Raw genomic sequence first — 23,060 nt, 5'->3', positions numbered from 1 at the left:
ACTTAGTGGTGGCGTGGCTTGAGCAGCGCCGGTTTTTCGTCAGGAGCGTGCAGCAGCAAGAACAGTGCGCTCAGCGCCTCGGGGATCTGTACGATCATGTCGTCCTGCAGGTTGGCGTTGCTGGCGATGTCAGCGAACTCTGGCTGTTCGTCGAACAGGCCCGAGCCAACCATGATCGGCAGCAGCATCTCGCTGACTTCTTCTTCGGCGTTCTCGAACCAGGCCTCTTCACGCAGGAACACGCCTTCCATGAAGCCGATGCACCAGCCGCGCAGGTCAGAATCGTCCGGCTCGTCGGTCAGGTCGAGGTCGCATGGCAGGTCGAATTCTTCGTCGCTGGCCAGCTGGCGGGCAATGTGCGCTTTCAACGCCACCAGGGTGGCTTCGATTTCGGTGCGCTGGGCCTCGCTGGCGTAGTGCGGCTCTTCGGCGAACAGGGCATCGATCCATTCGCGCTCGGGCACGTCTTCGGCGTTGATCGACAGGGCGGTGAGGTAGCCGTGGGCGGCGACGTAGTCCAGCGCCTCTTCGTGCAGCTCGTCGGCGTCGAGGAAGGCTTGCAGGCGGGTCAGTTGCTCGGCGAAGGACATTACAGGGCTACCTTGGGGAATAAACGATACCGAATTCTAGCACCAAGCACGGGTAGCGGGGTAAAGGGAACGTCTATCGCCGTGGTGCCCTGTGCGGTGCAGTGCTGCGGTATACTCCGCGATTTTTCATCCAGGGGCAGATTTTATCGGCGCCTGGCAAAAACCGCTTACGCATTTGGCGTGTGCGGAGCGGGTTTTTCGTCCAGCCTGTATCCAGGATGGTACGGCGATTTGTGGAGTTGCACATGCTCGAACAGGCTCAGCGCGTTCTCAAGGACATTTTCGGCTACGACAGTTTCCGTGGGCGCCAGGCAGCAATCATCGAATGCGTGGCCAATGGCGGCGACGCCTTGGTGCTGATGCCCACCGGTGGCGGCAAGTCGCTGTGTTTCCAGGTGCCGGGGCTGCTGCGCCCGGGCCTGACGGTAGTGGTCTCGCCGCTGATTGCGCTGATGGACGACCAGGTCGCCACGCTGGACGAACTGGGTGTATCGGCCGCCGCGCTGAACTCGACCCTGACGGCGGAGCAGCAGCGTGAACTGGCCGGGCGCCTGCGCCGTGGCGAAGTGAAGATGCTGTACCTGGCGCCCGAGCGCCTGGTGCAGCCGCGCATGCTCGACTTCCTGCGCGAGCTGGACATCTCGCTGTTTGCCATCGACGAGGCGCACTGCGTGTCGCAATGGGGCCACGATTTCCGTCCCGAATACCTGCAACTGGGGCAGTTGGCCGAGCTGTTCCCACATGTGCCGCGCATCGCGCTGACCGCCACCGCCGACATGCGAACCCGCGAAGAGATCGTCCAGCGCCTGCACCTGCAAGGCGCCGAGCGCTTCCTGTCGAGCTTCGACCGGCCAAACATCTTCTACCGCATCGTACCCAAGGAAGCGCCGCGCAAGCAGCTGATGGCCTTCCTCGGCGAGCGCCGCGGCAACGCCGGCATTGTCTACTGCCTGTCGCGCAAGAAGGTCGACGAAACCGCTGCCTTTCTTTGTGAACAGGGCTTCCCGGCATTGCCGTACCACGCTGGCCTGGCCGCCGAGACCCGTTCGGCCAACCAGCACCGCTTCCTCAACGAGGAAGGGCTGATCATGGTCGCCACCATTGCCTTCGGCATGGGCATCGACAAACCCAACGTGCGCTTCGTTGCCCACCTCGACCTGCCCAAGTCGCTTGAGGCCTATTACCAGGAAACCGGCCGTGCCGGCCGTGACGGCCTGCCATCCGATGCCTGGATGGCCTACGGCCTGCAAGACATGGTGATGCTCAAGCAGATGCTGCAGAACTCCGAAGGTGACGAGCGCCACAAGCGCATCGAGCAGCACAAGCTCGACGCCATGCTGGCGCTGTGCGAAGAAACCCGCTGCCGTCGCCAGTCGCTGCTGGCCTATTTCGACGAAACCCTCGAACAGCCGTGCGGGCATTGCGACAACTGTGTCGACAACATCCAGACCTGGGACGCCACCGAGCCGGCCCGTCAGGCACTGTCGGCGGTGTTCCGTACGGGCCAGCGCTATGGCGTGGGCCACCTGGTCGATGTGCTGCTGGGCAAGGACAACGAGAAGGTGCGCAATTTCGGCCACGAGAAGCTGTCGGTGTTCGGCGTCGGCAAGGGCCTGGCCGAGGTCGAGTGGCGTTCGCTGTTCCGCCAACTGGTGGCGCGCGGCCTGGTCGACATCGACCTGGAGGGCTACGGCGGCCTGCGCCTGTCCGACAGCTGCCGGCCGCTGCTGCGCGGCGAGGTGACCTTGCAACTGCGCCGCGACCTCAAGCCGCAGACCACGGCCAAGTCCTCGTCGTCCGGTGGCGGCAGCCCGGCCAGCCAGTTGGTGCGTGCCGAAGAGCGCGAGCTGTGGGAAGCGCTGCGTACCCTGCGGCGCAAGCTGGCGGAGGAGCACAGTGTGCCGCCCTATGTCATCTTCCCCGACTCGACGCTGCTGGAAATGCTGCGCAGCCAGCCGGTCAGCCTCAGCGACATGGCCCAGGTCAGCGGTGTGGGCGCGCGCAAGCTGGAACGCTACGGCCAGGCGTTCCTCGAAGTGCTGAACAGCAGCGGTGGCACCGAAGAGGCGCCGAAAGTGGTGCTCGACCTGCGCCACGAACTGGTCAGCCTGGCCCGGGCCGGCATGACCCCGGCGCAGATCGCCGGGCAGCTCAACTGCAGCGAGAAGAACGTGTATAGCCTGCTGGCCGAGGCGCTGGGCCGCCAGGAGCTGAGCCTCGACCAGGCCCTCGACCTGCCGGAAGACCTGCTGATGGAAGTGCAGGACGCTTTCCTGGATGGCGAGGGCGAGCTGCCGCCGGTGTCGGCCATTGCGCCGCAGTTTGCGGGCCGTGTGCCGGAGGGTGTGCTGTATTGCGTGCGTGCGGCGCTGGCGGCCGAGTTCGAGATGTGACCGGCAGCCGGATCGAGGGCAGAACCGCCATCTGCTGACCTTTGTCATGCTTTTTGACGATTATCGAACAATGAAGGGTGCGCGAGCCTTGCCTCGTGGGGCGGGGCATGGTTAGCTGCCTAATAATTAGATCTGTTCAATGAGTTGCCTATGCCCCTGACCGACAACCAACACCGCTTCGGCATGCAGCTGGCCCAGATGTCCCGGGGCTGGCGTGCCGAGCTGGACCGCCGCCTGGCCGGGCTGAACCTGTCCCAGGCGCGCTGGCTGGTGTTGCTGCACCTGGCGCGGTTCGAAGAAGCCCCCACCCAGCGTGAGCTGGCCCAGAGCGTGGGCGTCGAAGGCCCGACCCTGGCGCGCCTGCTCGACAGCCTGGAAGCCCAAGGGCTGGTGCGCCGGCAGGCCGTGTTAGAAGACCGACGAGCCAAGAAGATCTTGCTGTGCCCGCCGGCCAAGCCGCTGATCGACCAGATCGAAACCATCGCCAATCAACTGCGGGTGGAGCTGTTTACCGGGGTGGACGAGGCAGAGTTGCAGGTGTGCATGCGCGTGCATGCCACGATCCTGGCCAACCTCGAGAAGTCCTGAGGGCCCCTGGGGCTGCTGGGCAGCCCCGACGACTCAGAAGGTATGCCCAAGGTTCAGGTACACCGCCTGCTCGTGCGCACTGTTAGTGCCATAGCTGAAGTTCAGCGGCCCCAGCGGCGTCTCCAGCCCCAGGAAGATGCTCGCCGCATTGATGTAGCCACTGTCGAACTCGTTGTCGTTGTTCCACACGCGCCCACGCTCCAGCGACCCGCCAATGTACAGCGGGAAGTCCAGCGGTACGTAGGCCCGTGGCGTCAGCCTGCGGTAGTAAACCATGCGCAGCAGGCTCACGTTCTGCCCCGATACCGAGTCCTGCCGGAAGCCTGACAGCTCACGCGCCCCACCCATCACGAAGCTCGATGTCACCACTTCGGTGTCATCCAGCGTGCGCCCGTAGCGCCCGCCCAGCACGAACGTGTTCGGCCCGCTGCTGATGGCCTTGTCCAGGTTGAACAGCCACTGCCGGTAATCCTGGTCAGAGTCCAGCGACTTGTCGTACTTGCGCAAGGTCAGGCTGATGTCCTCACCGCTGTGCGGGAAATACACGTTGTCGAGGGTGTCGAACGAGTATTTCAGCTCATAGAAGCCTTCATTGAAGCTGACCTTGGGCAGGTCCTGGTCGCCGATGCGCACTTCGGCCTCGCCCCAGGCCTTGCCCACGCCCAGGCGTACTTCACCGTTGGTGCCAATCTGCCGCCCGACGTTCAGGCCAAGGCCGTAGCGCTCCAGGCGGTACTCGGCGACGGGGTCGTTGTCCAGGGTGGCTTCGATATTCTGTGAGCTGACGTCCAGGTACGGCGCGATGAAGTAGCGCGAGCCCACGTCCAGCGGCTGGTAGAACTCGCTGTACAGTTCTTGCTGGTCGCCGATCTGGCCACGGGTCAGCCATTCGGCACCCAGGCTGTTGATGCCGTTGACCCGGTAGCTGGCGCCCAGGTTGAAGGCACTGTCACCGCGCAGGTCGTCCGACAGGTTCAGGCCCAGGCGCAGGTAGTCGGTGCCGCCGCGTCTACCGCGAGCGTTGATTACCAGGGTGTTGTCGTTGCCCTTGTGCACCACGCGGTACTGCACCCGGTCGAAGTAGTCCAGGCCGTACAGCGTGCCCATGTCGGTCTGCAGGCGGTCCAGCTCCAGCGGTGCGTCGATCGGCTGACGGATGTACGAGCGGATCACGTCGTCGCTGACCTTGGAGTCGTTTTCGATCCGGATCGCGGTGATTACCGGCGTGCGCTGGCGCGGGGAGCGGGCCACGGCCAGGCTGCTGTCGCCCTCGGGCTGGCGCAGGGCGGCAAGGCGTGGGTCGAGCAGCCGGGTGGCGCGGTAACCGGCGTCGATCATGTCCCGTGCACGGCCGAAGTCGGTCACGCCGAAGGCAGTCAGCGATGGCTGGATGAGGATGTCGTCACGGCGCAGGCTGGCCAGTTGTTCTTCCGAATTGCGCCGGGTCATCAGGGTGATCGACTGGTTGAGCACGTCGACCACGGTCAGTAATTGCTTGCGATCGCGCAGCGGGGTACCAATGTCGACCACGATTGCCAGGTCCACGCCCATTTCCCGGGCCACGTCCACGGGGATGTTGTCGACCATGCCGCCGTCCACCAGCAGGCGGCCGTCCAGTTCGACCGGGGCGAACACGGCGGGGATCGACATGCTGGCACGGATTACCTGAGGCAGGTGACCGCGGCGGAATACCACTTTTTCGCCGCTGGCGATGTCGGTGGCCACCGCACGGAAGGGGATGGGCAGTTTGTCGAAGTCGCGGGTGTCGGCGGTGTGCGCCAGTTTGCTTTCCAGCAGCAGTGACAGGTTCTGGCCCTGGATTACCCCCAGCGGCAGGCCCAGGCTGCCGTCGTCACGAAAGCTGAGCTTCTGCTTGACCAGGAAGTCGCGGTCATCCTGCTTGCGCCGGAACGGCACGTCCTTGCGCGGCGGGGCATCGGACAGCGCCTGTTGCCAGTCGAGGGTGGTGGCGAGTTTTTCCAGCTCTTCGACACTGTAGCCCGATGCATACAGCCCGCCGACCACTGCGCCCATGCTGGTGCCGGCGATGGCGTCGATGCGCACGCCCTGTTCTTCCAGGGCTTTGAGCACACCAATGTGGGCCAGGCCACGGGCCGCGCCGCCCGACAACACCAGGCCGACCTTTGGCCTGGCAGATTCGGCGGCGATGGCCGTAAGCGAGGTGAGAACAAGGATGAAACAGAACAGCAAACGGCGCATCGTGAGTCTCAAACCGTGGGCTAAAGACCGCTAGTATAAGCGGCCCCTCACCTGGAGATGCCTCAGCATGGCCGACAACAAGCCCGAAATCGTCATTACTTATTGCACCCAGTGCCAATGGCTGCTGCGCGCCGCCTGGCTGGCCCAGGAACTGCTCAGCACCTTCACCGACGACCTTGGCCGGGTGGCGCTGGAGCCGGGTACCGGCGGCATCTTCCGCATCACTTGCAATGGCGTGCAGATCTGGGAGCGCAAGGCCGACGGCGGCTTCCCCGAAGCCAAGGTGCTGAAGCAGCGGGTGCGCGACCAGATCGACCCGCAGCGTGACCTTGGCCACAACGACCGCTGATCAGGCGCCCTCGGCCAGAGGCCGCTGCTTGGGCGGTTGCTCGGTGGCCATGCGGCTGGACAGCACGATGGCGAAGATGATCAGCGCGCCGCCCAGCAGCATGCGCAGGGTCGGGGTTTCGGCGAACACCGCCCAGGCCACGGCAATGCCGTAGACCGGCTCCATGCCGAACACCACGGCGGCGGTGCGCGCCTTGATCACTGCCAGGCTGGCGACGAACAGGCTGTGCGCCACGCCGGTACAGAAGATGCCGAGCAGGGCGATCCACAGCCAGTCCATGGTTGCCACGCCTGCCAGGCCGGGTGCTGCGAACGGCAGCAGGCACAGGCCTACCACCAGGTTCTGCCACAGTGCAGCCTGTACCGCTGGCAAACGCCCGGAGCCGGCGCGGTTGGTGAGGGACAGCAGCGAGAACAGCAACCCCGAAAACAGTGCCCAGAGCAGGCCGCCAGTGGCCTCGCTGGCCAGGTCGAAGGCCGGCGTGACCAGTATCAGACCGATGCTGACCAACAGTACCAGCACGGCCTCGTTGCGGCGGATGCGCTCGCGGAACAGCAAGCCTTCAAGGATGACGGTGAAGGCCGGGAAGCTGGCAAAGCCGAGGGTGGCGATGGCCACGCCGCCGACTTTGACGGCGATGAAGAAACTGACCCAGTGGCCGGCCAGCAGCACACCGCCGAGCAGCAGGCGGCGGATATCCTGGCTGCTCAGGCGTTGCCAGCCCGGGCCGGTCAGGCTGGCGAACAGGGCAAGGGCGAGTACGGCGAAGGCGGCGCGGCCGAAGACGATGATCGACGGGCTGGCGCTGGCGGCCAGTTTGCCGAAGACGCCGGTCAGGCCAAAGAACAGTGCGCCAATGTGCAGTGCGCCGAGGGCGGTGCGGTGGTTCATGGTGGTCCTTGCTCAAGATCTTTATCGACTTTGCCGGCCTCTTCGCAGCACAAGGCTGCTCCTACAGGGACTGTGCGTATTGTGTGGGAGCAGGCTTGTGCTGCGAAGAGGCCGGCACTGGCAAAGTGTAAAACCACAGGCCAACGATTTCTGTCGCAAGACTGCTGTCAGTTGTCGCCAGACTCTCGCCGCAGAGCCATTGGCGTACACCCGAACGCCCGCAACATCGCCGCTGAAAACGCACTCTGCGAGCCATACCCCACCTGCGCCGCAATTTCCCCCATCGGCAACAAGGTCTGCACCACCAGCCGCCGCGCCTTCAGCAACCGCCGCTGGCGGATGTAGTCCATCGGCGTCATCCCGCATTCCGCGATAAAACGCGCGTGCAGCCGGGCACTGGACAGCCCGGCCAGCCGCGCCAAGTCGGCCACCTGCAGTGGGTAGGCAGCATGTTGCTCGATGTGCGCATCGAACGCGGCATAAGGCAAGCGCTGGCTGGGGCGCACGTTGGCTGCCGCCGTTGGGTTCAGGCTGGCCAGCAACAGCGCTGCGCCTTGCCGGGCAATCAGCGGGTCGTCCATGGGGCTGGCCGCCAGCCAGTCGACCAACTGCTGCTGACGGTTGTCCAGGCCCAGTGCGGCGGGGCGGTCGAGCAGGCGGCGGCTGGCATCGGCATGCTCGCCCAACTGCTCGTGCAGCCACTGCTCCCCAGGCACATCTAGCACCAGGCAGTGGCTGCCGGCATCGCTGGCGCAGGTGTGATGCGCGCCCGCCGGTACCACCACCAGCCCCTGCCGGTCGATCCCGGCGCCTTGCCCCTGCACCTCGAACTCCAGGCGGCCGCGCAGGCCAAACACCAGTTGCGGGTGTTCGTGGCTGTGGGCGATCAGGCTGTCGCGATAGTGGCGCAGCGAGAGGATCGGGCCGGCGGTCATGGGGGCGTCCTCGCAGGGCAGATGCGCATTGTGCCTCATTCCCTGCAGGCCATCACTCGTAACCGTTTTGCCACGGCGCTGTCATGCGCGCCTGCCAGTCTCCAGCAAACTGCGCCGGAGCCTGTCCATGAGCCATGCCGAACTCTCCCGTCCCTCGCGCAAGCAACGCGTGCGTACCTTGTGGATCTCCGATGTGCACCTGGGGACCCGAGACTGCCAGGCCGAACACCTGTCGCAGTTCCTAAAGGGTTACCAGGCCGACCGCGTGTACCTGGTAGGCGACATCATCGATGGCTGGAAACTGCGCGGCGGCATCTACTGGCCGCAAGCCCACACCAACGTGATCCGCCGCCTGCTGACCATGAGCAAGCGCGGTACCGAGGTGATCTACGTCACCGGCAACCATGACGAATTCCTGCGCCGATACTCCAGGCTGATCCTGGGCAATATCCAGCTGGTGGATGAAGCCGAGCACCTGACCGCCGATGGGCGCCGCCTGTTGGTGATCCACGGCGACCAGTTCGACGTGATTACCCGTTACCATCGCTGGCTGGCGTTTCTCGGTGACCGTGCCTACGAGTTCACCCTGGTGCTCAACCGCTGGCTCAACCACTGGCGTGCGCGGTATGGCTATGGTTACTGGTCGCTGTCGGCGTACCTGAAGCACAAGGTCAAGGGCGCGGTGAACTTCATCAGCGACTTCGAGGATGCCATTGCCCACGAGTGCACCCGGCGTGGCTTTCATGGGGTGGTGTGCGGGCATATCCACCATGCCGAGATCCGCAAGGTGGGGGAGGTGGAGTACCTCAATTGCGGGGACTGGGTGGAGTCGTGCACGGCGCTGATCGAGCACTGGGATGGCAGCATCGAGCTGTACCGGCTGGCCGATGCCCAGGCACGGGAAGCGCAGGCGGTGGCGGCGTTGCGCGAGCCGGCGTAGGGCTTGAGGGCCATGGGGCTGCTTTGCAGCCCTTTCGCGGCCCCCGAATCTACAGGCTGATCTTGCCCAGCAGGATATCCCTGAACATCACGAAATCCCCGGCCAGGCTGTACAGCGGGTAGGTGAAGGTCGCCGGCCGGTTCTTTTCAAAAAAGAAATGCCCGACCCAGGCAAAGCCGTAGCCAAACAGGGGCACGGCCAGCAGCAGCAACCATTTGCCACTGCCGATGGTATAGGCCAGCAGGGCAATCACCAGGCTGGTGCCGACAAAGTGCAGCCGGCGGCAGGTGGGATTGCTGTGCTCCCCCAGGTAGTAGGGGTAGAACTCGGCAAAACTGCGATACTGCGCTGTGCGGTTCATGGCAGTGCTCCGGGATTAATACTTCTGGACAAGATGCACGGCGTGGAGCCTGATTCGAGTCTAGAGTGACTGACGGGGCCTACCAGTGACAATAGGCGCCAATTGAGTATCCTTGGGGTTCACCGCAGGAGCGGTCGGTAAAAAGAAGCCTGTCATGAGCGAAAGAACCACGTCAGCCAGTTGGGCATCAGGGATTGTGAAGGCACTCGAACTGGAAGGACTGGACTGCCCGTCCATGTTCAAGCAGCTGGGGCTGGACTTCGCTGCCCTTGACGACCCCGATGCACGTTTCCCCCAGGACTCCATGACCCGGCTCTGGCAGTTGGCGGTGGAGTTATCGGGCAATGAAGCCATCGGCCTGAACATGGCGCGGGTAGTACGCCCTGCATCGTTCCATGTGGTGGGCTATGCATTGATGTCCAGCCGCACTTTGGCCGAGGGTTTCCAGCGCCTGGTGCGTTACCAGCGCATCATCGCCGAAAGCTCCGACCTCAGTTTCGTGCTTGGCGCCGAAGGCTACTCGCTGATCCTGACGGTGCATGGTGACCACTTGCCGCCGACCCGGCACAGTGCCGAAGCATCGCTGGCCTGTGCGCTGGCGTTGTGCAAGTGGCTCAGCGGTCGGCCGGTGCAGCCGCGCCGGGTATTGGTGCAGGGGCCGCAGCCAAAGAATGTCGAGCCCTACAAGGTGGCGTTCCATTCACCTCTGGTGTTCGGTGCGCCGCACGATGCGCTGGTATTCGAGCGGGCCGACATGGAAGCGCCGCTGCCGACTGCCAACGAGGCCATGGCGGTGTTGCACGACCGTTTTGCCGGGGAGTACCTGGCACGCTTTTCCGAAAGCCGGGTTACCCACCGCGTGCGCCAGGTGTTGTGCCGCATCCTGCCGCAGGGCGAGCCCAAGCGCGAAACCCTGGCTCAGGCCCTGCACCTGTCGCAGCGCACCTTGCAGCGGCGACTGCAGGAGGAGGGCACCAGTTTCCAGACGTTGCTCGATGACACCCGTCGCGAGCTGGCCGAACAATACCTGGCCCAGCCGGGCATGACACTGCTGGAAACCGCCTACCTGCTGGGTTTCGCCGACCCCAGCAACTTCTACCGGGCGTTCCGCCGCTGGTTCGATGTTACCCCCAGCGAGTATCGCGCCCGCCTGGGCGCGGATCCCGAAGTGGTCAGTGACGCCAGAACGCCGGCATACACAGCACCAGCACCGTAATGATTTCCAGGCGGCCAAGCAGCATGCCGGCCGCCAGGATCCACTTGGCCGCGTCCGGCAGCGTGGCATAGTTGCCCGACGGGCCGATCACTTCACCCAGGCCCGGGCCCACACCCGACACCGTGCCGGCTGCGCCGGTCAATGCGGTCATCCAGTCCACGCCCAGTAACGACAGCAGCAGGGCCATGACGCAGATGGTAATGGCGAAGAAGAACGAGAACGTCAGAATCGAACGCACGATGTCTTCGTCGAGCCGGTGGCCATTGTATTTCTGCTTGATCACCGCGCGTGGGTGGATCAGTTGGTTGAGGCTGGCCTTGAGCAGGATGTAGGCCACCTGGAAGCGGAAAATCTTGATACCGCCTGCCGTCGAGCCGGAGCAGCCGCCGACGAAGCCCAGGTAGAAGAACAGCATCAGCGAGAAGTTGCCCCACAGGCTGTAGTCGCCCAGGGCGAAGCCTGTGGTGGTGACCACCGAGGTCACGTTCAACGCCACGTGGCGCAGGGCGTCGAGCCAGTGCAGGTTGGTGCTGTACCAGTACCAGGTGCCCAGCACCAGCCAGGTAACGAGCAGCATGCCCAGCAAACCCTGCACCTGCTGGTCACGGATCAGTGCCTTGCGGTTGCCGCGCAGGGTGGCTACATAAAGGGTGAACGGCAGGCTGCCCATGATCATGACCACCACCGCGACCCAGTGCACGGCCGGGATATCCCATTTTGCCAGCGACTGGTCGGAGGTGGAGAAACCACCGGTGGAGATGGCCGACATGGCGTGGTTGATTGCATCGAACGGGCTCATGCCCGCCCACCAGAAGGCCAGCGAGCCGAGGATCGAGAAGCCGACGTACACCCCGACGATCGACTTGGCGACCATGTGCGAGCGCGGCATGACCTTTTCCGAGCGGTCGGACGATTCGGTCTGGAACAGGCGCATGCCACCGATGCGCAGCAATGGCAGGATCGCTACCGCCATGGCGATGAAGCCGATGCCGCCCAGCCAGTGCAGCATCGAGCGCCACATGAGGATACCCGGGGACATGGTATCGAGCCCGCTGAGCACGGTAGCGCCGGTAGCGGTAATGCCCGACATGCTCTCGAAGAAGGCATCGGTGTAGCTGATGTGCTGGGTCAGCAGGAACGGCAAGGCGGCAAACACGCACACCACCAGCCAGCTGCTGACCGTCAGCAGGTACATGTCACGCGGGCGCAGGTGCACATGCTCGGGGCGGCCCGGTACCACCAGGGCCAGGCCGGCGATGAAGGTGATCAGGCTCGACCAGAGGAAGGACGGCATGTCACCGGTGCGCTCGAAGATCACCAGGGTCGCCATGGGCACGGCCATGCCGACGGCGAGGGTAATCAGGAAGATGCCGATGATGAAACCAATGATCCTTAAGGTCGGCAACGCCATGTGATCTGCTCTGACTCGAAACGGAAGGGCGCCATTCTACCTATGGGTCTGGTGATGTAAACGCTAGAATGGCCGCACATTCAACTGCCAGGAGGGTAGCCGATGGAGGCTCTCGACGCATTGCTCAACCGTGTTTCCGTGCCACGCCTGACCGAACCGGCACCCAATGCCGCCCAGCGCGAGGCGCTGTTCCAGGCTGCCTTGCGCGCCCCGGATCATGGCCAGCTGCGGCCATGGCGTTTCCTCACCATCGAAGGCCAGGGCCGTGAAAAGCTGGGCGAGCTGTTCGCTGAAGCCGTGCAGAACAAGGGCGATGCCAGCCAGGCAGCGCTGGACAAGGCCCGCGCCATGCCGTTGCGGGCACCGTTGCTGATCGTGGTAATTGCCAAGCTGCAGGACCACTTCAAGGTGCCCAAGTCCGAGCAGCGCCTGGCCGCGGGCTGTGCAGCGCACGGCATTCTGATTGCCGCGCATGCGCAAGGCGTCGGGGCGGTGTGGCGCACCGGGGACATGGCCTTCGATGCCCATGTGCACAAGGGCTTGGGGCTGGCCGAGAACGAAGAGTTGATCGGCTACCTGTATGTCGGCACGCCGCTGACCGAGCCGCGCACTGCGCCGGTGCTGGACACTGCCGAGTTCGTCAGCGCCTGGGGCTGATTATTGCATCAGGGCCACTGGCCTCTTCGCGGGGCAAGCCCGCTCCCACAGGTACTGTGCGATGCCTGATACCTGCACCGTACCTGTAGGAGCGGGCTTGCCCCGCGAAGAGGTCAGTAGCCTTTAAATCCCATCAACTGCCAGTAGCTTCAGCCAAGGGCAACTCCAGCCTGGCCACAAAGCCCCCCTGTGGATGGTTGTCCAGCACCAGACTCCCGCCATGGCGCTCTGCCGCCTTGCGCGCAATCGCCAGCCCCAGGCCATGCCCCGGCGCGTCCTGCCCCGGTGCGCGGAAGAACGGTTCGCCCAGCTGCGCCAGGTGTTCGGCTGCCGCCCCGGGCCCATGGTCACGCACGCTGATCACGATACGGTCCTGCTCACGCACGGCGTTCACTTCCACCGGCTGACCCGGCGGGTTGAAGCGCAGGGCGTTGCGCAGCAGGTTGTCCACGGCACGTTCGATCAGCGTTGGCCAGCCGTGCAGGGTCAACCCCGGCTGCGCCTCCAGGCGCACGTCCTGGTCTGGTGAGCTGAGCAGGGCGTCCTTGCGTACGCTGCCGAGCAGGGCATTGAGGTCGACCGGCTCGGCATGCGCCTGCTCGGCATCGACCCGGGCCAAGGCAAGGATTTCGCTGATCAGGTCTTCCAGGCGGTCGCACTCGCGGGTCAGGCGCGGCCACAAGGTCTCGCGCTGCTCGGGCCCGGCGCGCTCGGCCAAGGCCAGGGCAATGCGCAGCCTGGCCAGCGGCGAGCGCAGCTCATGGGATACATCGCGCAGTAACTGGCGCTGGCTGCCAATGGTGCTTTGCAGGCGCGCGCCCATCTTGTTGAAGTCCTTGGCCAGCACGCCAAACTCGTCACGCCGTGCCGCCAGTTGCGCCAGGCTGTTCTGCTGGTAGGTGGTCTGGCCCAGGTCATGCACCGCGCTGCGCAGGCGGCTTAGCGGGCGGGTGATGGACAGTGTGACCAGCAGGCTGAACAGGGTCAGTACCACCAGCGCAATCCCCAGGGCACTGAGCGGCCACATCAGGCTTTCGCGGTGCCAGGCATCCAGCGCCGGATGGGGAATGCGGTAGATCAGCAGGTAGGTATCGCCGGTCTCGGGGCTGGTGTATTCCTCGGTCAGCCGGCGCCATGGCAGGCGCCGCTCGTCATTGTGCTGGCGTGCCTCGAAGGCTGCCGCACGGCGTGGGAAGGTGCCGGGCACCACGGCCTCGCCACTGTCGTCGAGCACCTGCACGTCGATCTTGTAGCGATCCTTGCGCCGTTCCAGAAAGTGCTGTGCCGCATCCAGGCCTTCCTGCTCGTAATGCTTGGCCCACTTGCTGGCCAGGGTATTCAGGCCCGGGTGGCGGCTAAGGATCCAGGCGTCCTGGTTGAGCATGTGGCCCAGCAGGATCGACAGGCCTGCGACCAGGGTAATGGCCAGCCAGAAACTGGCCAGAATGCGCCAGAACAGTGAACGCAAGTGCACCTCCTGTAAACGGTAAAAGCCCGGCCCGCAGGGAGACGGGCCGGGCATCGGGCGTACAGCTTACTGAGCCTTGGTGCCTTTTTCAGCTTTCCAGGCCTGGAACTCCTGCCACTCGGCTTTCTTTGCGGCGCGTTCCTTTTGCAGTTCGTCGAACTTCTTCTGCTGCTCAGGTTTGAGCAGATTGCGCACTGCTGTGTCGGTCTTGTCGCGGCTGGCTTGCAGCTCGTCCTTCATGGCTTTCTGGTCGGCGGCTGGCAGCTTGGCCAAGTAGCGCTCGTTGATTTCACGACGCTGCTGCATCTGCTCGCCCATCAGCTTGCCGATCTGCTGGCGCTGGTCGCGGCTCAGGTCCAGTTGATGGAAAGGCGCATCACCGCGATGATGCGGGCCGTCGTGACGCGGGCCGCCTTCAGGCATGGCCATGGCCACGGTCGGCAGGGCGGCGGCGAACATCAGGGCGATAAGGGTCTTGCGCATGGTGTCTCTCCTTTCATAGGCCGGTGGTTACCGGATGAGCACAGTCTAGGGAGATCACCGTCAAGCGCAGTCAGCGGATGGTAAAGGCTCGGTAAAGATGGTCAGAGGCAGTAGTAATAGCCACGGCTACGCAGCGCCACGATGCGTGGACGGCCATCGGCATGTGGGCCGATCTTCTTGCGCAGGTTGCTGACATGCATGTCCAGGCTGCGGTCGTACAGAGTCAGTTTACGGCCCAGGCCGATCTGCGCCAGCTCCTGCTTGTCCAGCGGTTCGCCGGGTTGGCGCAGCAGGGCTTCAAGAATGCGGCTTTCCGACAGGGTCAGGGTCATTTCACGGCCGTCGATGCTGGCCACGCCACGTGCCGGGCTGTACACCAGGTCGCCCAGTTCCACCTGGCTGGTGGTGGCGGTGGGGTGGCTGCGGCGCAGTACTGCCCGCAGACGGGCTGTGAGCTCGCGCGGATCGCAAGGTTTGGCCAAGTAGTCGTCGGCGCCCAGTTCCAGGCCGAGAATGCGGTCCAGCGGCTCGCCGCGTGCAGAGAGCATCAGTACTGGCAGCTCGGTATGCTCGCTGCGCAATTGCTTGAGCAGCTCCAGGCCGCTGCCATCGGGCAGCATCACGTCCAGTACCACGGCCGCCGGCGCGTACTCGGCCAGGGCCTGGCGTGCGCTCTGGCCATCGTGGCAGGCACGTACCGTGAACCCTTCCTGGGTCAACCAGCTGCCGAGCAGCTCGCACAGCTCCTGGTCATCATCAATCAGTAACAGCTCGCTCATGACTCACTCAATTCAACCATTGACGGCGGCTATTCGGCCCGCCAGTGGCAAAGATACCGCAGACTGATGGCAATCGTATAACTGCGGGTACCGCGTCAGCTCTTCGCGGGCAAGCCCGCGAAGAAGGCGACTCAGTCTCAGGTCAAGGAAGTACTTGCTTGAACGGCTTGACGACGACTTTGTCGTACACGCCTGCAGCAATGTAAGGATCGGCATCGGCCCAGGCCTGCGCCGCAGCCAGCGATTCGAATTCGGCAACGATCAGGCTACCGCTGAAACCGGCTTCGCCCGGGTCGTTGCTGTCGATGGCCGGGTGTGGGCCGGCCAGCACCACGCGGCCTTCGGCCTTGAGCTGCTGTAGACGTTCGATGTGCGCCGGGCGGGCAGCCAGGCGCTTTTCCAGGGAGTTTGCGACGTCGCTGGCGATGATGGCGTAGAGCATGTCAATCCTTGGGTTTGGTAATGGAAGGGTCGTCGTGCAGGTGGCGCGACAGGTACACGCCTTGCGCCACCAGGAAGATCACGGTCATGCCCAGGCTGCCGAACACCTTGAAGTCGACCCAGAAGTCCTGGAAGGTGAAGGCGACGAACAGGTTGGCCGCGCCGCAGAACAGGAAGAAGGCGATCCAGGCAACGTTCAGGCGGGACCAGACGGCATCGGGCAGGGTCAGGGCATGGCCCATGATGCGCTTGATCAGCACCCGGTCACCGATGAAGTGGCTGCCGGCAAAGCCCAGCGCGAACAGCCAGTTCACCACCGGCGCTTTCCACTTGAGGAAGGTTTCACTGTGGAAGGTCAGGGTCAGGCCGCCAAACACCAGGCAGGCCACCAGGGTCAGCCACTGGCCCTTTTCCAGCCTGCGCTGGCGCAGGAATAGCGCGCCGTACACCACCAGCGAGCTGATGATCAGCATGGCCGTGGCACTGTAGATACCGCCGAATTCGAAGTTGTGGCCGGCGACTTCCATGGGGCGCGGGTCCAGCTTGTAGACGATGAAGAACAGCAGCAGCGGGATGAAATCGATGAATTGTTTCACAATGGCAGCCAGAATCGGGATGTGACGGCATAATAACAAACATCGATTCCAGCGAAAGCGCTCCTCCATGAATGTTGATCTGCACTGTCACAGTACGGCCTCCGACGGCGCCCTGTCGCCCTCGGTACTGGTTGCCCGGGCCCATGAGCACGGGGTGCAAACGCTGGCACTGACTGACCATGACACTCTCGAAGGCCTGGCCGAAGCACGCCAGGCCTGCACTGAACGGGGCATGCATTGGGTCAGCGGGGTGGAATTGTCGTGCACCTGGGGTGGCGCGACCATCCATGTGCTGGGTTATGACTTCCCACTGGACGCGCCGCCCTTGCTGGCAGCGATTGAATCACTGCACCGGGGGCGTTGGTTGCGCGCCGAAGAAATCGACAAACGGCTGGCGGCCAAAGGCATGCCCGGCACGCTGGAGGGCGCCCGCGCCGTGCAGCACGAACTGGGCGACAGCGGCAACGCCCCGGCGCGCCCGCATTTTGCCGAGTACCTGGTGCGGGCCGGGCACGTCAAGGACCGTGGTGAGGCGTTTCGCAAATGGCTGGGTGCCGGCAAGCTGGGCGACGTCAAGCAGCACTGGCCGACCCTCGACGAAACTGTCGCCACCCTGCGCCAGTCCAAAGCATGGGTGAGCCTGGCCCACCCGATGCATTACGACCTGACCCGCAGCAAGCGCAGAAGGCTGATTGCCGACTATATTCAGGCAGGCGGGCAGGCACTTGAGGTGGTCAACGGGATGATGCCGGCCGAGCAGGTGGGCACGATGTCCATCCTTACGCGTGAGTTCGGTCTGCTGGCAAGCGCTGGCAGTGACTTCCACGGCCCCGGCACCTGGGGAGAGATCGGTGCCTACCGGCCTTTGCCCGAGGACCTGCCACCTCTGTGGCGTCGATTCAGCCATGAACAGCCTTTGGCGCTATGAACAGGATGACTACGTGAGCCAATTTTTCCAGATTCATCCGGAGAACCCCCAGGCGCGCCTGATAAAACAGGCCGTCGAGATCATCCGCAAGGGTGGCGTGGTGGTGTACCCGACCGACTCGGCCTACGCGCTGGGCTGCCAGATGGGTGACAAGGCGGCGATTGAGCGGGTGCGTCGCCTGCGCGGGCTGGACAAGACGCACAACTTCACCCTGATGTGCTGTGACATGTCTCAGCTGGGGTTGTACGCCAAGGTCGACACCGGCACCTTCCGTCTGCTCAAGGCGCATGTGCCGGGGCCGTATACCTTCATCCTCAACGGCACCCGTGAAGTGCCGCGGCTGCTGTTGCATGACAAGCGTCGCACCATTGGCCTGCGCGTACCGGCCCACGCCATCACGCTGGCCTTGCTGGCCGAGTTGGGCGAGCCGCTGATGAGTGTGAGCCTGATCCTGCCGGGCGACAGCGAGCCAATGACCGACCCTCACGAAATCCGTGAGCGGCTGGAGCACCACGTTGACCTGGTGATCGACGGCGGTTTCGGCGACCTCAAGGCGTCGACCATCATCGACTTGTCCGGCGATGAGCCGGAACTGATCCGCGAAGGCTGCGGCGACCCCACGCCGTTTCTGGTCAGCGCGTGAGCCAGGTGGAAACGCCCGAGGCGCCGGCTGAACAGGCCGACGCCCCTCGGCAGCTGCAACTGGCCTTGGTCTACGGCGAAGCCCTGACCGAAATGCCGCTGGACCTGTACATCCCGCCGGATGCTCTGGAAGTCATCCTCGAAGCCTTCGAAGGGCCGCTGGACCTGTTGCTGTACCTGATCCGCAAGCAGAACATCGACATCCTCGACATCCCGGTGGCGGAAATCACCCGCCAGTACATGGGCTATGTGGAGCTGATGAAGAGCGTGCGCCTGGAGCTGGCCGCCGAGTACCTGGTGATGGCCGCCATGCTGGCCGAGATCAAGTCGCGCATGCTGCTGCCACGTTCAGCCGATGTCGAGGAAGAGGAGGGCGACCCGCGCGCCGAGCTGATCCGCCGCCTGCAGGAGTATGAGCGTTTCAAGGCTGCGGCCGAAGGCATCGACGAACTGCCACGGGTGGGCCGCGATGTCGTGGTGCCGCGCCTGGAAGCACCGCAGGCCAAGGTGCGCAAGCTGTTGCCGCAGGTCAGCCTGGAAGAGCTGCTGGTGTCCATGGCCGAGGTAATGCGCCGCAACGACCTGTTCGAAAGCCACCAGATCAGCCGTGAGACCTTGTCTACCCGCGAGCGCATGAGCCAGGTGCTGGAGCGCCTCAAGGGCGGTGCTTTCGTGCCGTTCGGCGCGCTGTTTGCCGCCGAAGAGGGCAAGCTGGGTGTGGTGGTTACCTTCATGGCGGTGCTCGAACTGGTGAAGGAATCGCTGATCGAACTGGTGCAGAATGAACCCTTCGCCGCCATCCACGTGCGGCTTCGCCCAGCGCTTGTTGAAGAACCTGATGAACCTGAATGACCCCCGCGACCTGGCGTCACTGATCGAAGCTTTTTTGCTGGCTTCGGGCAAGCCGCAATCCCTGGAGCGCTTGTACGAGCTGCTCGAAGAGGGCGAGCGCCCCGAGCCCCACGTGTTCAGGCAGGCCCTTGAGGTGCTTGGCAAGTCGTGCAGCGGCCGTGCCTTCGAACTCAAGGAAGTGGCCAGCGGCTACCGCCTGCAAATCCGCGAAGACTTTGCGCCCTGGGTCGGGCGCCTGTGGGAAGAGCGCCCGCAGCGTTATTCGCGCGCGCTGCTCGAAACCCTGGCCCTGATCGCCTACCGCCAGCCCATCACCCGTGGCGAGATTGAAGACGTACGGGGCGTTGCGGTGAACAGTAACATCATCAGGACCCTGGTCGAGCGCGAGTGGATTCGCGTGGTCGGCTACCGCGAAGTGCCCGGGCGGCCAGCGATGTTTGCCACCACCAAAGGGTTTCTCGACCATTTCAACCTCAAGAGCCTGGATGAGCTGCCGGCCCTGGCCGAGTTGCGCGAAATGGAGCCGGAGCCGCTGCTCGACCCGGATGACGCGCCCGTGCCGGCGCACCTGCAGGCGTTGGCGGATGCCAGCCTTGGGGACGAAGAGGTTGCTGAGCCAAAGGACGAAACCAGCTTCCGTAGCTTGCTGGTGGAACTGGATGCCATGGAGGAGGGGCTGAAGATTGATTTTGATGATTTGCGCGAAGACGAGCCCGAGGCTTCCGTGGAAGAAGAAGGGAAGTTACAGCCCTGATTCTTCTTTTGGCAGTGCCGGCGATAGGGCCAGTGAGATCAACACAAGACCACTAGGCTGAAACCGCTCCCAATACTTGCAAAACCCTCTAACCTCCAGTGCGTTCTATTGCCGAACCGCGTATGATGCGCGGCCTTTTGGCGCGTTCGTCGCCAAGAACCTGTTTTCATTCCTACACCGGGAGGTGCCCAGATGAGTGAGCAAGACCTGCAAGATACCGAAATCACCCCGCCATCCGGCGAAAAGCTGCAGAAAGTGCTGGCGCGCATTGGCGTGGGTTCGCGCCGTGACGTCGAGGCCTGGATCAGCCAGGGCCGCATCAAGGTCAACGGCGTCGCAGCCACCCTTGGCCAGCGCGTCGACCTGCACGACGCCATTGCCGTAGACGGCAAGCTGATCAAGCGCGAAGAGGCCGCCGAGGCCACTCGCCGGGTGATCATGTACAACAAGCCCGATGGCGAAATTTGCACCCGTGACGACCCGGAAGGCCGTCCGACCGTGTTCGACCGCCTGCCACGGCCAAAAGAAGGCCGCTGGATCAACATCGGCCGCCTCGACATCAACACCACCGGCTTGCTGCTGTTCACCACCGACGGTGAACTGGCCAACCGCCTGATGCACCCGTCCTACGAGATGGACCGTGAGTATGCGGTACGTGTGCGTGGTGAAGTCGACGACGAGATGATCGAGCGCCTGAAAGCCGGCGTAATGCTGGAAGACGGCCCGGCCAAGTTCACCGACATCCAGAAGGCACCAGGTGGCGAAGGCTTCAACCACTGGTACCACTGCGTGGTGATGGAAGGCCGTAACCGTGAAGTACGTCGCCTGTGGGAATCCCAGGGCATGGTGGTCAGCCGCCTGAAGCGCGTGCGTTTCGGCCCGGTGTTCCTCAACTCCGACCTGCCGATGGGCCGCTGGCGTGAAATGAGCCAGGGCGAAATCGACATCCTGGCCGCCGAAGTGGGCCTGCAGCCAGTGGCGCTGCCTGCCATGAAGCTCAAGGCCAAGGACAAGATGGAGCGCCTGCAGCGCAAGTCGACCCGCCCGCTGGGCCGTGGCGAGCGCGTGCGCAACCTGCGCCCGGCTCACGAAGGTGCCGCTACTGGTGAGCGCCCGGCGCGTCAGCCGCGTGAAGAGGCTCCGCGTAAACCTAACCGTGGCAGCACGGTGGCCGAGCGCCCAAGCGATATGCGCAAGCGCCCGGGCAAGCCTGAGGGTGACAAGCCGGCAGGCCGTGGTCGCGGCAAGCCGCGTGGCTGATGAGCCAGTGTGGTAATCAAGAAACCAGCCTTCGGGCTGGTTTTTTTATGCCTGTGGGAATTGGCGGCTGCTTTGCAGCCCATACGACCGGTCTTTGAGGTCTTGCGCGGCCATTGTAGGGATGGCCTTGTGCCGCGAAAGGGCCGCAAAGCGGCCCCAAGATATTGAACAAAAAAGATTTTTCGGACGACTGGCAAGTTCCTGAACCGCCCTGTAAAGAAATTTATACGAATGTAGCCGGTTTCAGTCCGCATTTCAGATCAAGCCCAATCGTGTAAACAAACCTTGCCGGCGTCCAGGTGACAAAGCCGCTGTCCCGGGCCCTCCCACCCTTGCCCAAACCCCCGTCCCCACGGTGTTATAGCCGCCATTGCCGTGTGCAAGAGCCCGTCCACAGAGCCGGGCTGACAAAACAACAAATGGAGGCGCCATGTACGCCGATCACTCCGCCTTTCAAGGCCCACACCACAGGATCGCTGCGTTTTTTCCGGATGGAAGGACGCAACGCGTTGACGCCTGCGCGTTTGCAGGGGTATACAGTGCGCCGCGTTTTACCTGTGACCCTCTTGCGTACCGCGCACTCTTGATCACGCCTGGTTGATCCGCCTCGGCGGCACCTGAGGTCAAGAAACCCAAGGTAATCACCTTGCCCATTCCGCTGCGCCACGAGCGCGGTGGGTCCGATTCCGTCACAGATAAAAACAATGCAGGTGACTTCGTTCATGAGTGGACAAAACATGCATTCAGGCGAGCTCAAGCGGGGCCTGAAGAACCGCCACATCCAGTTGATCGCCCTTGGTGGTGCGATTGGTACCGGCTTGTTCCTCGGCTCTGCAGGCGTGATGAAATCCGCCGGCCCGTCAATGATCCTTGGCTACGCCATTTGCGGCTTCATCGCCTTCATGATCATGCGCCAGCTTGGCGAAATGATTGTCGAAGAGCCGGTGGCCGGCTCGTTCAGCCACTTTGCCCACACTTACTGGGGTGGTTTCGCCGGCTTCCTGTCGGGCTGGAACTGCTGGGTGCTGTACATCCTGGTGGGCATGTCGGAGCTTTCGGCGGTGGGCAAGTATGTTCACTACTGGTGGCCGGAGATCCCTACCTGGGTCACGGCGGCGGCGTTCTTCGTGCTGATCAACGCCATTAACCTGATGAACGTGAAGTTCTTCGGTGAAGCCGAATTCTGGTTTGCCATCATCAAGGTCGTGGCCATCGTCAGCATGATCGGCCTGGGTGCCTACCTGCTCACCAGCGGCAGCGGTGGCCCGGACGCCACCATCGCCAACCTGTGGTCCCATGGCGGCTTCTTCCCGAACGGTGTCAGCGGGCTGGTCATGGCCCTGGCGTTCATCATGTTCTCCTTCGGTGGCCTGGAAATGCTCGGCTTCACCGCTGCCGAGGCCGACAAGCCGAAGACTGTGATCCCGAAGGCGATCAACCAGGTCATCTACCGCATCCTGATCTTCTATGTCGGTGCCTTGGTGGTGCTGCTGTCGCTGACCCCGTGGGACAACCTGGTCGCCAGCATCGATGCCTCGGGTGGCAGCTACGGCAGCAGCCCGTTCGTGCAGGTGTTCTCGCTGCTGGGCAGTGACGTGGCCGCCCACCTGCTGAACTTCGTGGTATTGACCGCCGCGCTGTCGGTGTACAACAGCGGCACCTACTGCAACGCCCGCATGCTGCTGGGCATGGCCGAGCAGGGCGATGCCCCGGCATCGCTGGCCAAGGTCGACAAGCGTGGCGTGCCAGTGCGTGCGATCCTGGTGTCGGCTGCCGTTACCCTTGTCGCCGTGCTGCTCAACTACCTGATGCCGCAGAACGCCCTGGAGCTGCTGATGTCGCTGGTAGTGGCTACCCTGGTGATCAACTGGGCGATGATCAGCTACTCACACCTGAAGTTCCGTCAGCACCTGGACCGTACTGGCCAGAAGCCGCTGTTCAAGGCGCTGTGGTATCCCTATGGCAACTACGTGGTAATGGCCTTCGTGGTGCTGATTCTGGGCATCATGCTGATGATCCCAGGCATTCAGGTTTCGGTGTATGCGATCCCGGTGTGGCTGTTTGCGATGTTCGTTGTCTACATGGTCAAGCCGCGCCGCAGGATGAATGCCGGTGGAGTTGCGGGTACCGCAGCCAAGTAACTCGGCAACGTAGTCTGCAGAAACCCCAAGTCAGGCGACTGACTTGGGGTTTTTTGTTGTCTGCCCCGGCCTCTTCGCAGCGCAAGGCTGCTCCTACAGGCGGACGCCGTTCCCTGTGTAGGAGCAGCCTTGCGCTGCGAAGAGGCCGGCACAGGCAACGTATCC

23 protein-coding genes are annotated in these 23,060 nt (G+C 63.6%); 12 read left to right on the top strand and 11 right to left on the bottom strand.

The genetic code is table 11. The features are described 5' to 3' along the window. Window positions 1-2 precede the first annotated feature (2 nt). On the bottom strand, window positions 3-590 hold the full coding sequence (locus tag MRBLPB4O_RS20935) for a YecA family protein (RefSeq protein ID WP_010955200.1): 588 nt from the start codon (window positions 588-590) through the stop codon (window positions 3-5). Between the two features lie 245 nt (window positions 591-835). Between MRBLPB4O_RS20935 and recQ the strand changes: the two genes are divergently transcribed. Next, on the top strand, window positions 836-2,983 hold the full coding sequence (gene recQ / locus MRBLPB4O_RS20930) for a DNA helicase RecQ (protein WP_016498458.1): 2,148 nt from the start codon (window positions 836-838) through the stop codon (window positions 2,981-2,983). Window positions 2,984-3,133: 150 nt separating this feature from the next. Then, window positions 3,134-3,571: a MarR family transcriptional regulator gene (locus MRBLPB4O_RS20925; protein ID WP_016498459.1), complete on the top strand. Its 438-nt coding sequence runs from the start codon at window positions 3,134-3,136 to the stop codon at window positions 3,569-3,571. Between the two features lie 33 nt (window positions 3,572-3,604). Here the strand turns inward: MRBLPB4O_RS20925 and MRBLPB4O_RS20920 are convergent, their stop codons facing one another. Further along, on the bottom strand, window positions 3,605-5,791 hold the full coding sequence (locus MRBLPB4O_RS20920) for a patatin-like phospholipase family protein (RefSeq protein WP_341796476.1): 2,187 nt from the start codon (window positions 5,789-5,791) through the stop codon (window positions 3,605-3,607). A gap of 67 nt (window positions 5,792-5,858) precedes the next feature. On the opposite strand from MRBLPB4O_RS20920, the gene MRBLPB4O_RS20915 reads away from it, so the two are divergent. Continuing rightward, window positions 5,859-6,140 carry a SelT/SelW/SelH family protein gene (locus tag MRBLPB4O_RS20915; protein WP_016498461.1) on the top strand — a complete coding sequence of 94 codons (282 nt, stop codon included), beginning with the start codon at window positions 5,859-5,861 and terminating at the stop codon, window positions 6,138-6,140. On the opposite strand, the gene MRBLPB4O_RS20910 is transcribed toward MRBLPB4O_RS20915, so the two are convergent. Together MRBLPB4O_RS20910 and MRBLPB4O_RS20905 are read right to left on the bottom strand one after the other, a co-directional pair. After that, window positions 6,141-7,031, bottom strand: a complete 891-nt coding sequence (locus tag MRBLPB4O_RS20910) for a DMT family transporter (RefSeq protein WP_341796475.1) — start codon at window positions 7,029-7,031, stop codon at window positions 6,141-6,143. A 167-nt stretch (window positions 7,032-7,198) separates the two neighbouring features. Beyond that, a complete protein-coding gene (locus MRBLPB4O_RS20905; protein WP_341796474.1) occupies window positions 7,199-7,966 on the bottom strand; it encodes an AraC family transcriptional regulator in 768 nt (255 codons plus the stop codon). Window positions 7,967-8,093: 127 nt separating this feature from the next. Between MRBLPB4O_RS20905 and MRBLPB4O_RS20900 the strand changes: the two genes are divergently transcribed. After that, the gene (locus MRBLPB4O_RS20900) at window positions 8,094-8,906 is read left to right on the top strand and encodes a UDP-2,3-diacylglucosamine diphosphatase (protein ID WP_341796473.1); all 813 of its coding nucleotides are present in this window, start codon (window positions 8,094-8,096) and stop codon (window positions 8,904-8,906) included. A gap of 49 nt (window positions 8,907-8,955) precedes the next feature. Here MRBLPB4O_RS20900 and MRBLPB4O_RS20895 read toward each other — a convergent pair whose 3' ends face one another. Next, window positions 8,956-9,267 carry a DUF962 domain-containing protein gene (locus tag MRBLPB4O_RS20895; RefSeq protein ID WP_016498465.1) on the bottom strand — a complete coding sequence of 104 codons (312 nt, stop codon included), beginning with the start codon at window positions 9,265-9,267 and terminating at the stop codon, window positions 8,956-8,958. 154 nt (window positions 9,268-9,421) lie between these two features. Between MRBLPB4O_RS20895 and MRBLPB4O_RS20890 the strand changes: the two genes are divergently transcribed. Next, window positions 9,422-10,483, top strand: coding sequence for an AraC family transcriptional regulator (locus MRBLPB4O_RS20890; protein ID WP_049275127.1), 1,062 nt, complete (start codon window positions 9,422-9,424; stop codon window positions 10,481-10,483). Here the strand turns inward: MRBLPB4O_RS20890 and MRBLPB4O_RS20885 are convergent. After that, window positions 10,440-11,894, bottom strand: coding sequence for a TrkH family potassium uptake protein (locus MRBLPB4O_RS20885; protein WP_016498467.1), 1,455 nt, complete (start codon window positions 11,892-11,894; stop codon window positions 10,440-10,442). The two genes, MRBLPB4O_RS20890 and MRBLPB4O_RS20885, sit on opposite strands and share 44 nt — an antisense overlap. A gap of 102 nt (window positions 11,895-11,996) precedes the next feature. On the opposite strand from MRBLPB4O_RS20885, the gene MRBLPB4O_RS20880 reads away from it, so the two are divergent. Beyond that, window positions 11,997-12,551 (top strand): NAD(P)H nitroreductase, encoded by a 555-nt coding sequence (locus tag MRBLPB4O_RS20880; RefSeq protein ID WP_341796472.1) that lies wholly within the window; start codon window positions 11,997-11,999, stop codon window positions 12,549-12,551. 133 nt (window positions 12,552-12,684) lie between these two features. On the opposite strand, the gene MRBLPB4O_RS20875 is transcribed toward MRBLPB4O_RS20880, so the two are convergent. The 5 genes from MRBLPB4O_RS20875 to MRBLPB4O_RS20855 all read right to left on the bottom strand — a co-directional run bounded on the left by MRBLPB4O_RS20875 (window position 12,685) and on the right by MRBLPB4O_RS20855 (window position 16,318). Beyond that, window positions 12,685-14,025 carry a HAMP domain-containing sensor histidine kinase gene (locus MRBLPB4O_RS20875; protein WP_341796471.1) on the bottom strand — a complete coding sequence of 447 codons (1,341 nt, stop codon included), beginning with the start codon at window positions 14,023-14,025 and terminating at the stop codon, window positions 12,685-12,687. Between the two features lie 60 nt (window positions 14,026-14,085). Beyond that, complete coding sequence (locus MRBLPB4O_RS20870) at window positions 14,086-14,502, bottom strand: Spy/CpxP family protein refolding chaperone (protein ID WP_016498470.1); 417 nt, start codon at window positions 14,500-14,502, stop codon at window positions 14,086-14,088. 101 nt (window positions 14,503-14,603) lie between these two features. Then, on the bottom strand, window positions 14,604-15,281 hold the full coding sequence (locus tag MRBLPB4O_RS20865) for a response regulator transcription factor (protein ID WP_016498471.1): 678 nt from the start codon (window positions 15,279-15,281) through the stop codon (window positions 14,604-14,606). A 142-nt stretch (window positions 15,282-15,423) separates the two neighbouring features. Then, window positions 15,424-15,723 carry a YciI family protein gene (locus MRBLPB4O_RS20860; RefSeq protein WP_012273585.1) on the bottom strand — a complete coding sequence of 100 codons (300 nt, stop codon included), beginning with the start codon at window positions 15,721-15,723 and terminating at the stop codon, window positions 15,424-15,426. A gap of 1 nt (window position 15,724) precedes the next feature. Beyond that, window positions 15,725-16,318: a septation protein A gene (locus tag MRBLPB4O_RS20855; protein WP_341796470.1), complete on the bottom strand. Its 594-nt coding sequence runs from the start codon at window positions 16,316-16,318 to the stop codon at window positions 15,725-15,727. A gap of 67 nt (window positions 16,319-16,385) precedes the next feature. Between MRBLPB4O_RS20855 and MRBLPB4O_RS20850 the strand changes: the two genes are divergently transcribed. The 6 genes from MRBLPB4O_RS20850 to MRBLPB4O_RS20825 all read left to right on the top strand — a co-directional run bounded on the left by MRBLPB4O_RS20850 (window position 16,386) and on the right by MRBLPB4O_RS20825 (window position 22,895). Continuing rightward, window positions 16,386-17,246, top strand: a complete 861-nt coding sequence (locus tag MRBLPB4O_RS20850) for a PHP domain-containing protein (RefSeq protein WP_016498473.1) — start codon at window positions 16,386-16,388, stop codon at window positions 17,244-17,246. A 13-nt stretch (window positions 17,247-17,259) separates the two neighbouring features. After that, entirely contained in the window at window positions 17,260-17,889 is a 630-nt protein-coding gene (locus MRBLPB4O_RS20845; protein ID WP_041167971.1) for an L-threonylcarbamoyladenylate synthase, read from the top strand. Window positions 17,890-18,014: 125 nt separating this feature from the next. Further along, window positions 18,015-18,740: a ScpA family protein gene (locus MRBLPB4O_RS20840; RefSeq protein ID WP_162801848.1), complete on the top strand. Its 726-nt coding sequence runs from the start codon at window positions 18,015-18,017 to the stop codon at window positions 18,738-18,740. Further along, entirely contained in the window at window positions 18,727-19,494 is a 768-nt protein-coding gene (scpB, locus tag MRBLPB4O_RS20835) for an SMC-Scp complex subunit ScpB (RefSeq protein ID WP_341796469.1), read from the top strand. Before MRBLPB4O_RS20840 ends, scpB begins: the two co-directional genes overlap by 14 nt. Window positions 19,495-19,686: 192 nt before the next feature. After that, window positions 19,687-20,754: a 23S rRNA pseudouridine(2605) synthase RluB gene (gene rluB, locus MRBLPB4O_RS20830; RefSeq protein ID WP_132846931.1), complete on the top strand. Its 1,068-nt coding sequence runs from the start codon at window positions 19,687-19,689 to the stop codon at window positions 20,752-20,754. Window positions 20,755-21,476: 722 nt separating this feature from the next. Continuing rightward, on the top strand, window positions 21,477-22,895 hold the full coding sequence (locus MRBLPB4O_RS20825) for an amino acid permease (RefSeq protein ID WP_341796468.1): 1,419 nt from the start codon (window positions 21,477-21,479) through the stop codon (window positions 22,893-22,895). The last annotated feature ends 165 nt before the right edge of the window (window positions 22,896-23,060 follow it).

Origin of the sequence: Pseudomonas sp. LPB4.O, from assembly GCF_038383825.1 — a bacterium.
GTDB classification, from domain to species: Bacteria; Pseudomonadota; Gammaproteobacteria; order Pseudomonadales; family Pseudomonadaceae; genus Aquipseudomonas; species Aquipseudomonas putida.
The sequence above is the reverse complement of the archived record's forward strand: the minus strand, read 5'-3'. Positions and strand labels throughout refer to the sequence as shown.

Bases quoted from the DNA above. Each gene is read 5' to 3' on its own strand.
- MRBLPB4O_RS20935 (WP_010955200.1), bottom strand. From the start codon at position 590: ATGTCCTTCGCCGAGCAACTGACCCGCCTGCAAGCCTTCCTCGACGCC.
- recQ (WP_016498458.1), top strand. From the start codon at position 836: ATGCTCGAACAGGCTCAGCGCGTTCTCAAGGACATTTTCGGCTACGAC.
- MRBLPB4O_RS20925 (WP_016498459.1), top strand. From the start codon at position 3,134: ATGCCCCTGACCGACAACCAACACCGCTTCGGCATGCAGCTGGCCCAG.
- MRBLPB4O_RS20920 (WP_341796476.1), bottom strand. From the start codon at position 5,791: ATGCGCCGTTTGCTGTTCTGTTTCATCCTTGTTCTCACCTCGCTTACG.
- MRBLPB4O_RS20915 (WP_016498461.1), top strand. From the start codon at position 5,859: ATGGCCGACAACAAGCCCGAAATCGTCATTACTTATTGCACCCAGTGC.
- MRBLPB4O_RS20910 (WP_341796475.1), bottom strand. From the start codon at position 7,031: ATGAACCACCGCACCGCCCTCGGCGCACTGCACATTGGCGCACTGTTC.
- MRBLPB4O_RS20905 (WP_341796474.1), bottom strand. From the start codon at position 7,966: ATGACCGCCGGCCCGATCCTCTCGCTGCGCCACTATCGCGACAGCCTG.
- MRBLPB4O_RS20900 (WP_341796473.1), top strand. From the start codon at position 8,094: ATGAGCCATGCCGAACTCTCCCGTCCCTCGCGCAAGCAACGCGTGCGT.
- MRBLPB4O_RS20895 (WP_016498465.1), bottom strand. From the start codon at position 9,267: ATGAACCGCACAGCGCAGTATCGCAGTTTTGCCGAGTTCTACCCCTAC.
- MRBLPB4O_RS20890 (WP_049275127.1), top strand. From the start codon at position 9,422: ATGAGCGAAAGAACCACGTCAGCCAGTTGGGCATCAGGGATTGTGAAG.
- MRBLPB4O_RS20885 (WP_016498467.1), bottom strand. From the start codon at position 11,894: ATGGCGTTGCCGACCTTAAGGATCATTGGTTTCATCATCGGCATCTTC.
- MRBLPB4O_RS20880 (WP_341796472.1), top strand. From the start codon at position 11,997: ATGGAGGCTCTCGACGCATTGCTCAACCGTGTTTCCGTGCCACGCCTG.
- MRBLPB4O_RS20870 (WP_016498470.1), bottom strand. From the start codon at position 14,502: ATGCGCAAGACCCTTATCGCCCTGATGTTCGCCGCCGCCCTGCCGACC.
- MRBLPB4O_RS20865 (WP_016498471.1), bottom strand. From the start codon at position 15,281: ATGAGCGAGCTGTTACTGATTGATGATGACCAGGAGCTGTGCGAGCTG.
- MRBLPB4O_RS20860 (WP_012273585.1), bottom strand. From the start codon at position 15,723: ATGCTCTACGCCATCATCGCCAGCGACGTCGCAAACTCCCTGGAAAAG.
- MRBLPB4O_RS20850 (WP_016498473.1), top strand. From the start codon at position 16,386: ATGAATGTTGATCTGCACTGTCACAGTACGGCCTCCGACGGCGCCCTG.
- scpB (WP_341796469.1), top strand. From the start codon at position 18,727: ATGAACCTGAATGACCCCCGCGACCTGGCGTCACTGATCGAAGCTTTT.
- rluB (WP_132846931.1), top strand. From the start codon at position 19,687: ATGAGTGAGCAAGACCTGCAAGATACCGAAATCACCCCGCCATCCGGC.
- MRBLPB4O_RS20825 (WP_341796468.1), top strand. From the start codon at position 21,477: ATGAGTGGACAAAACATGCATTCAGGCGAGCTCAAGCGGGGCCTGAAG.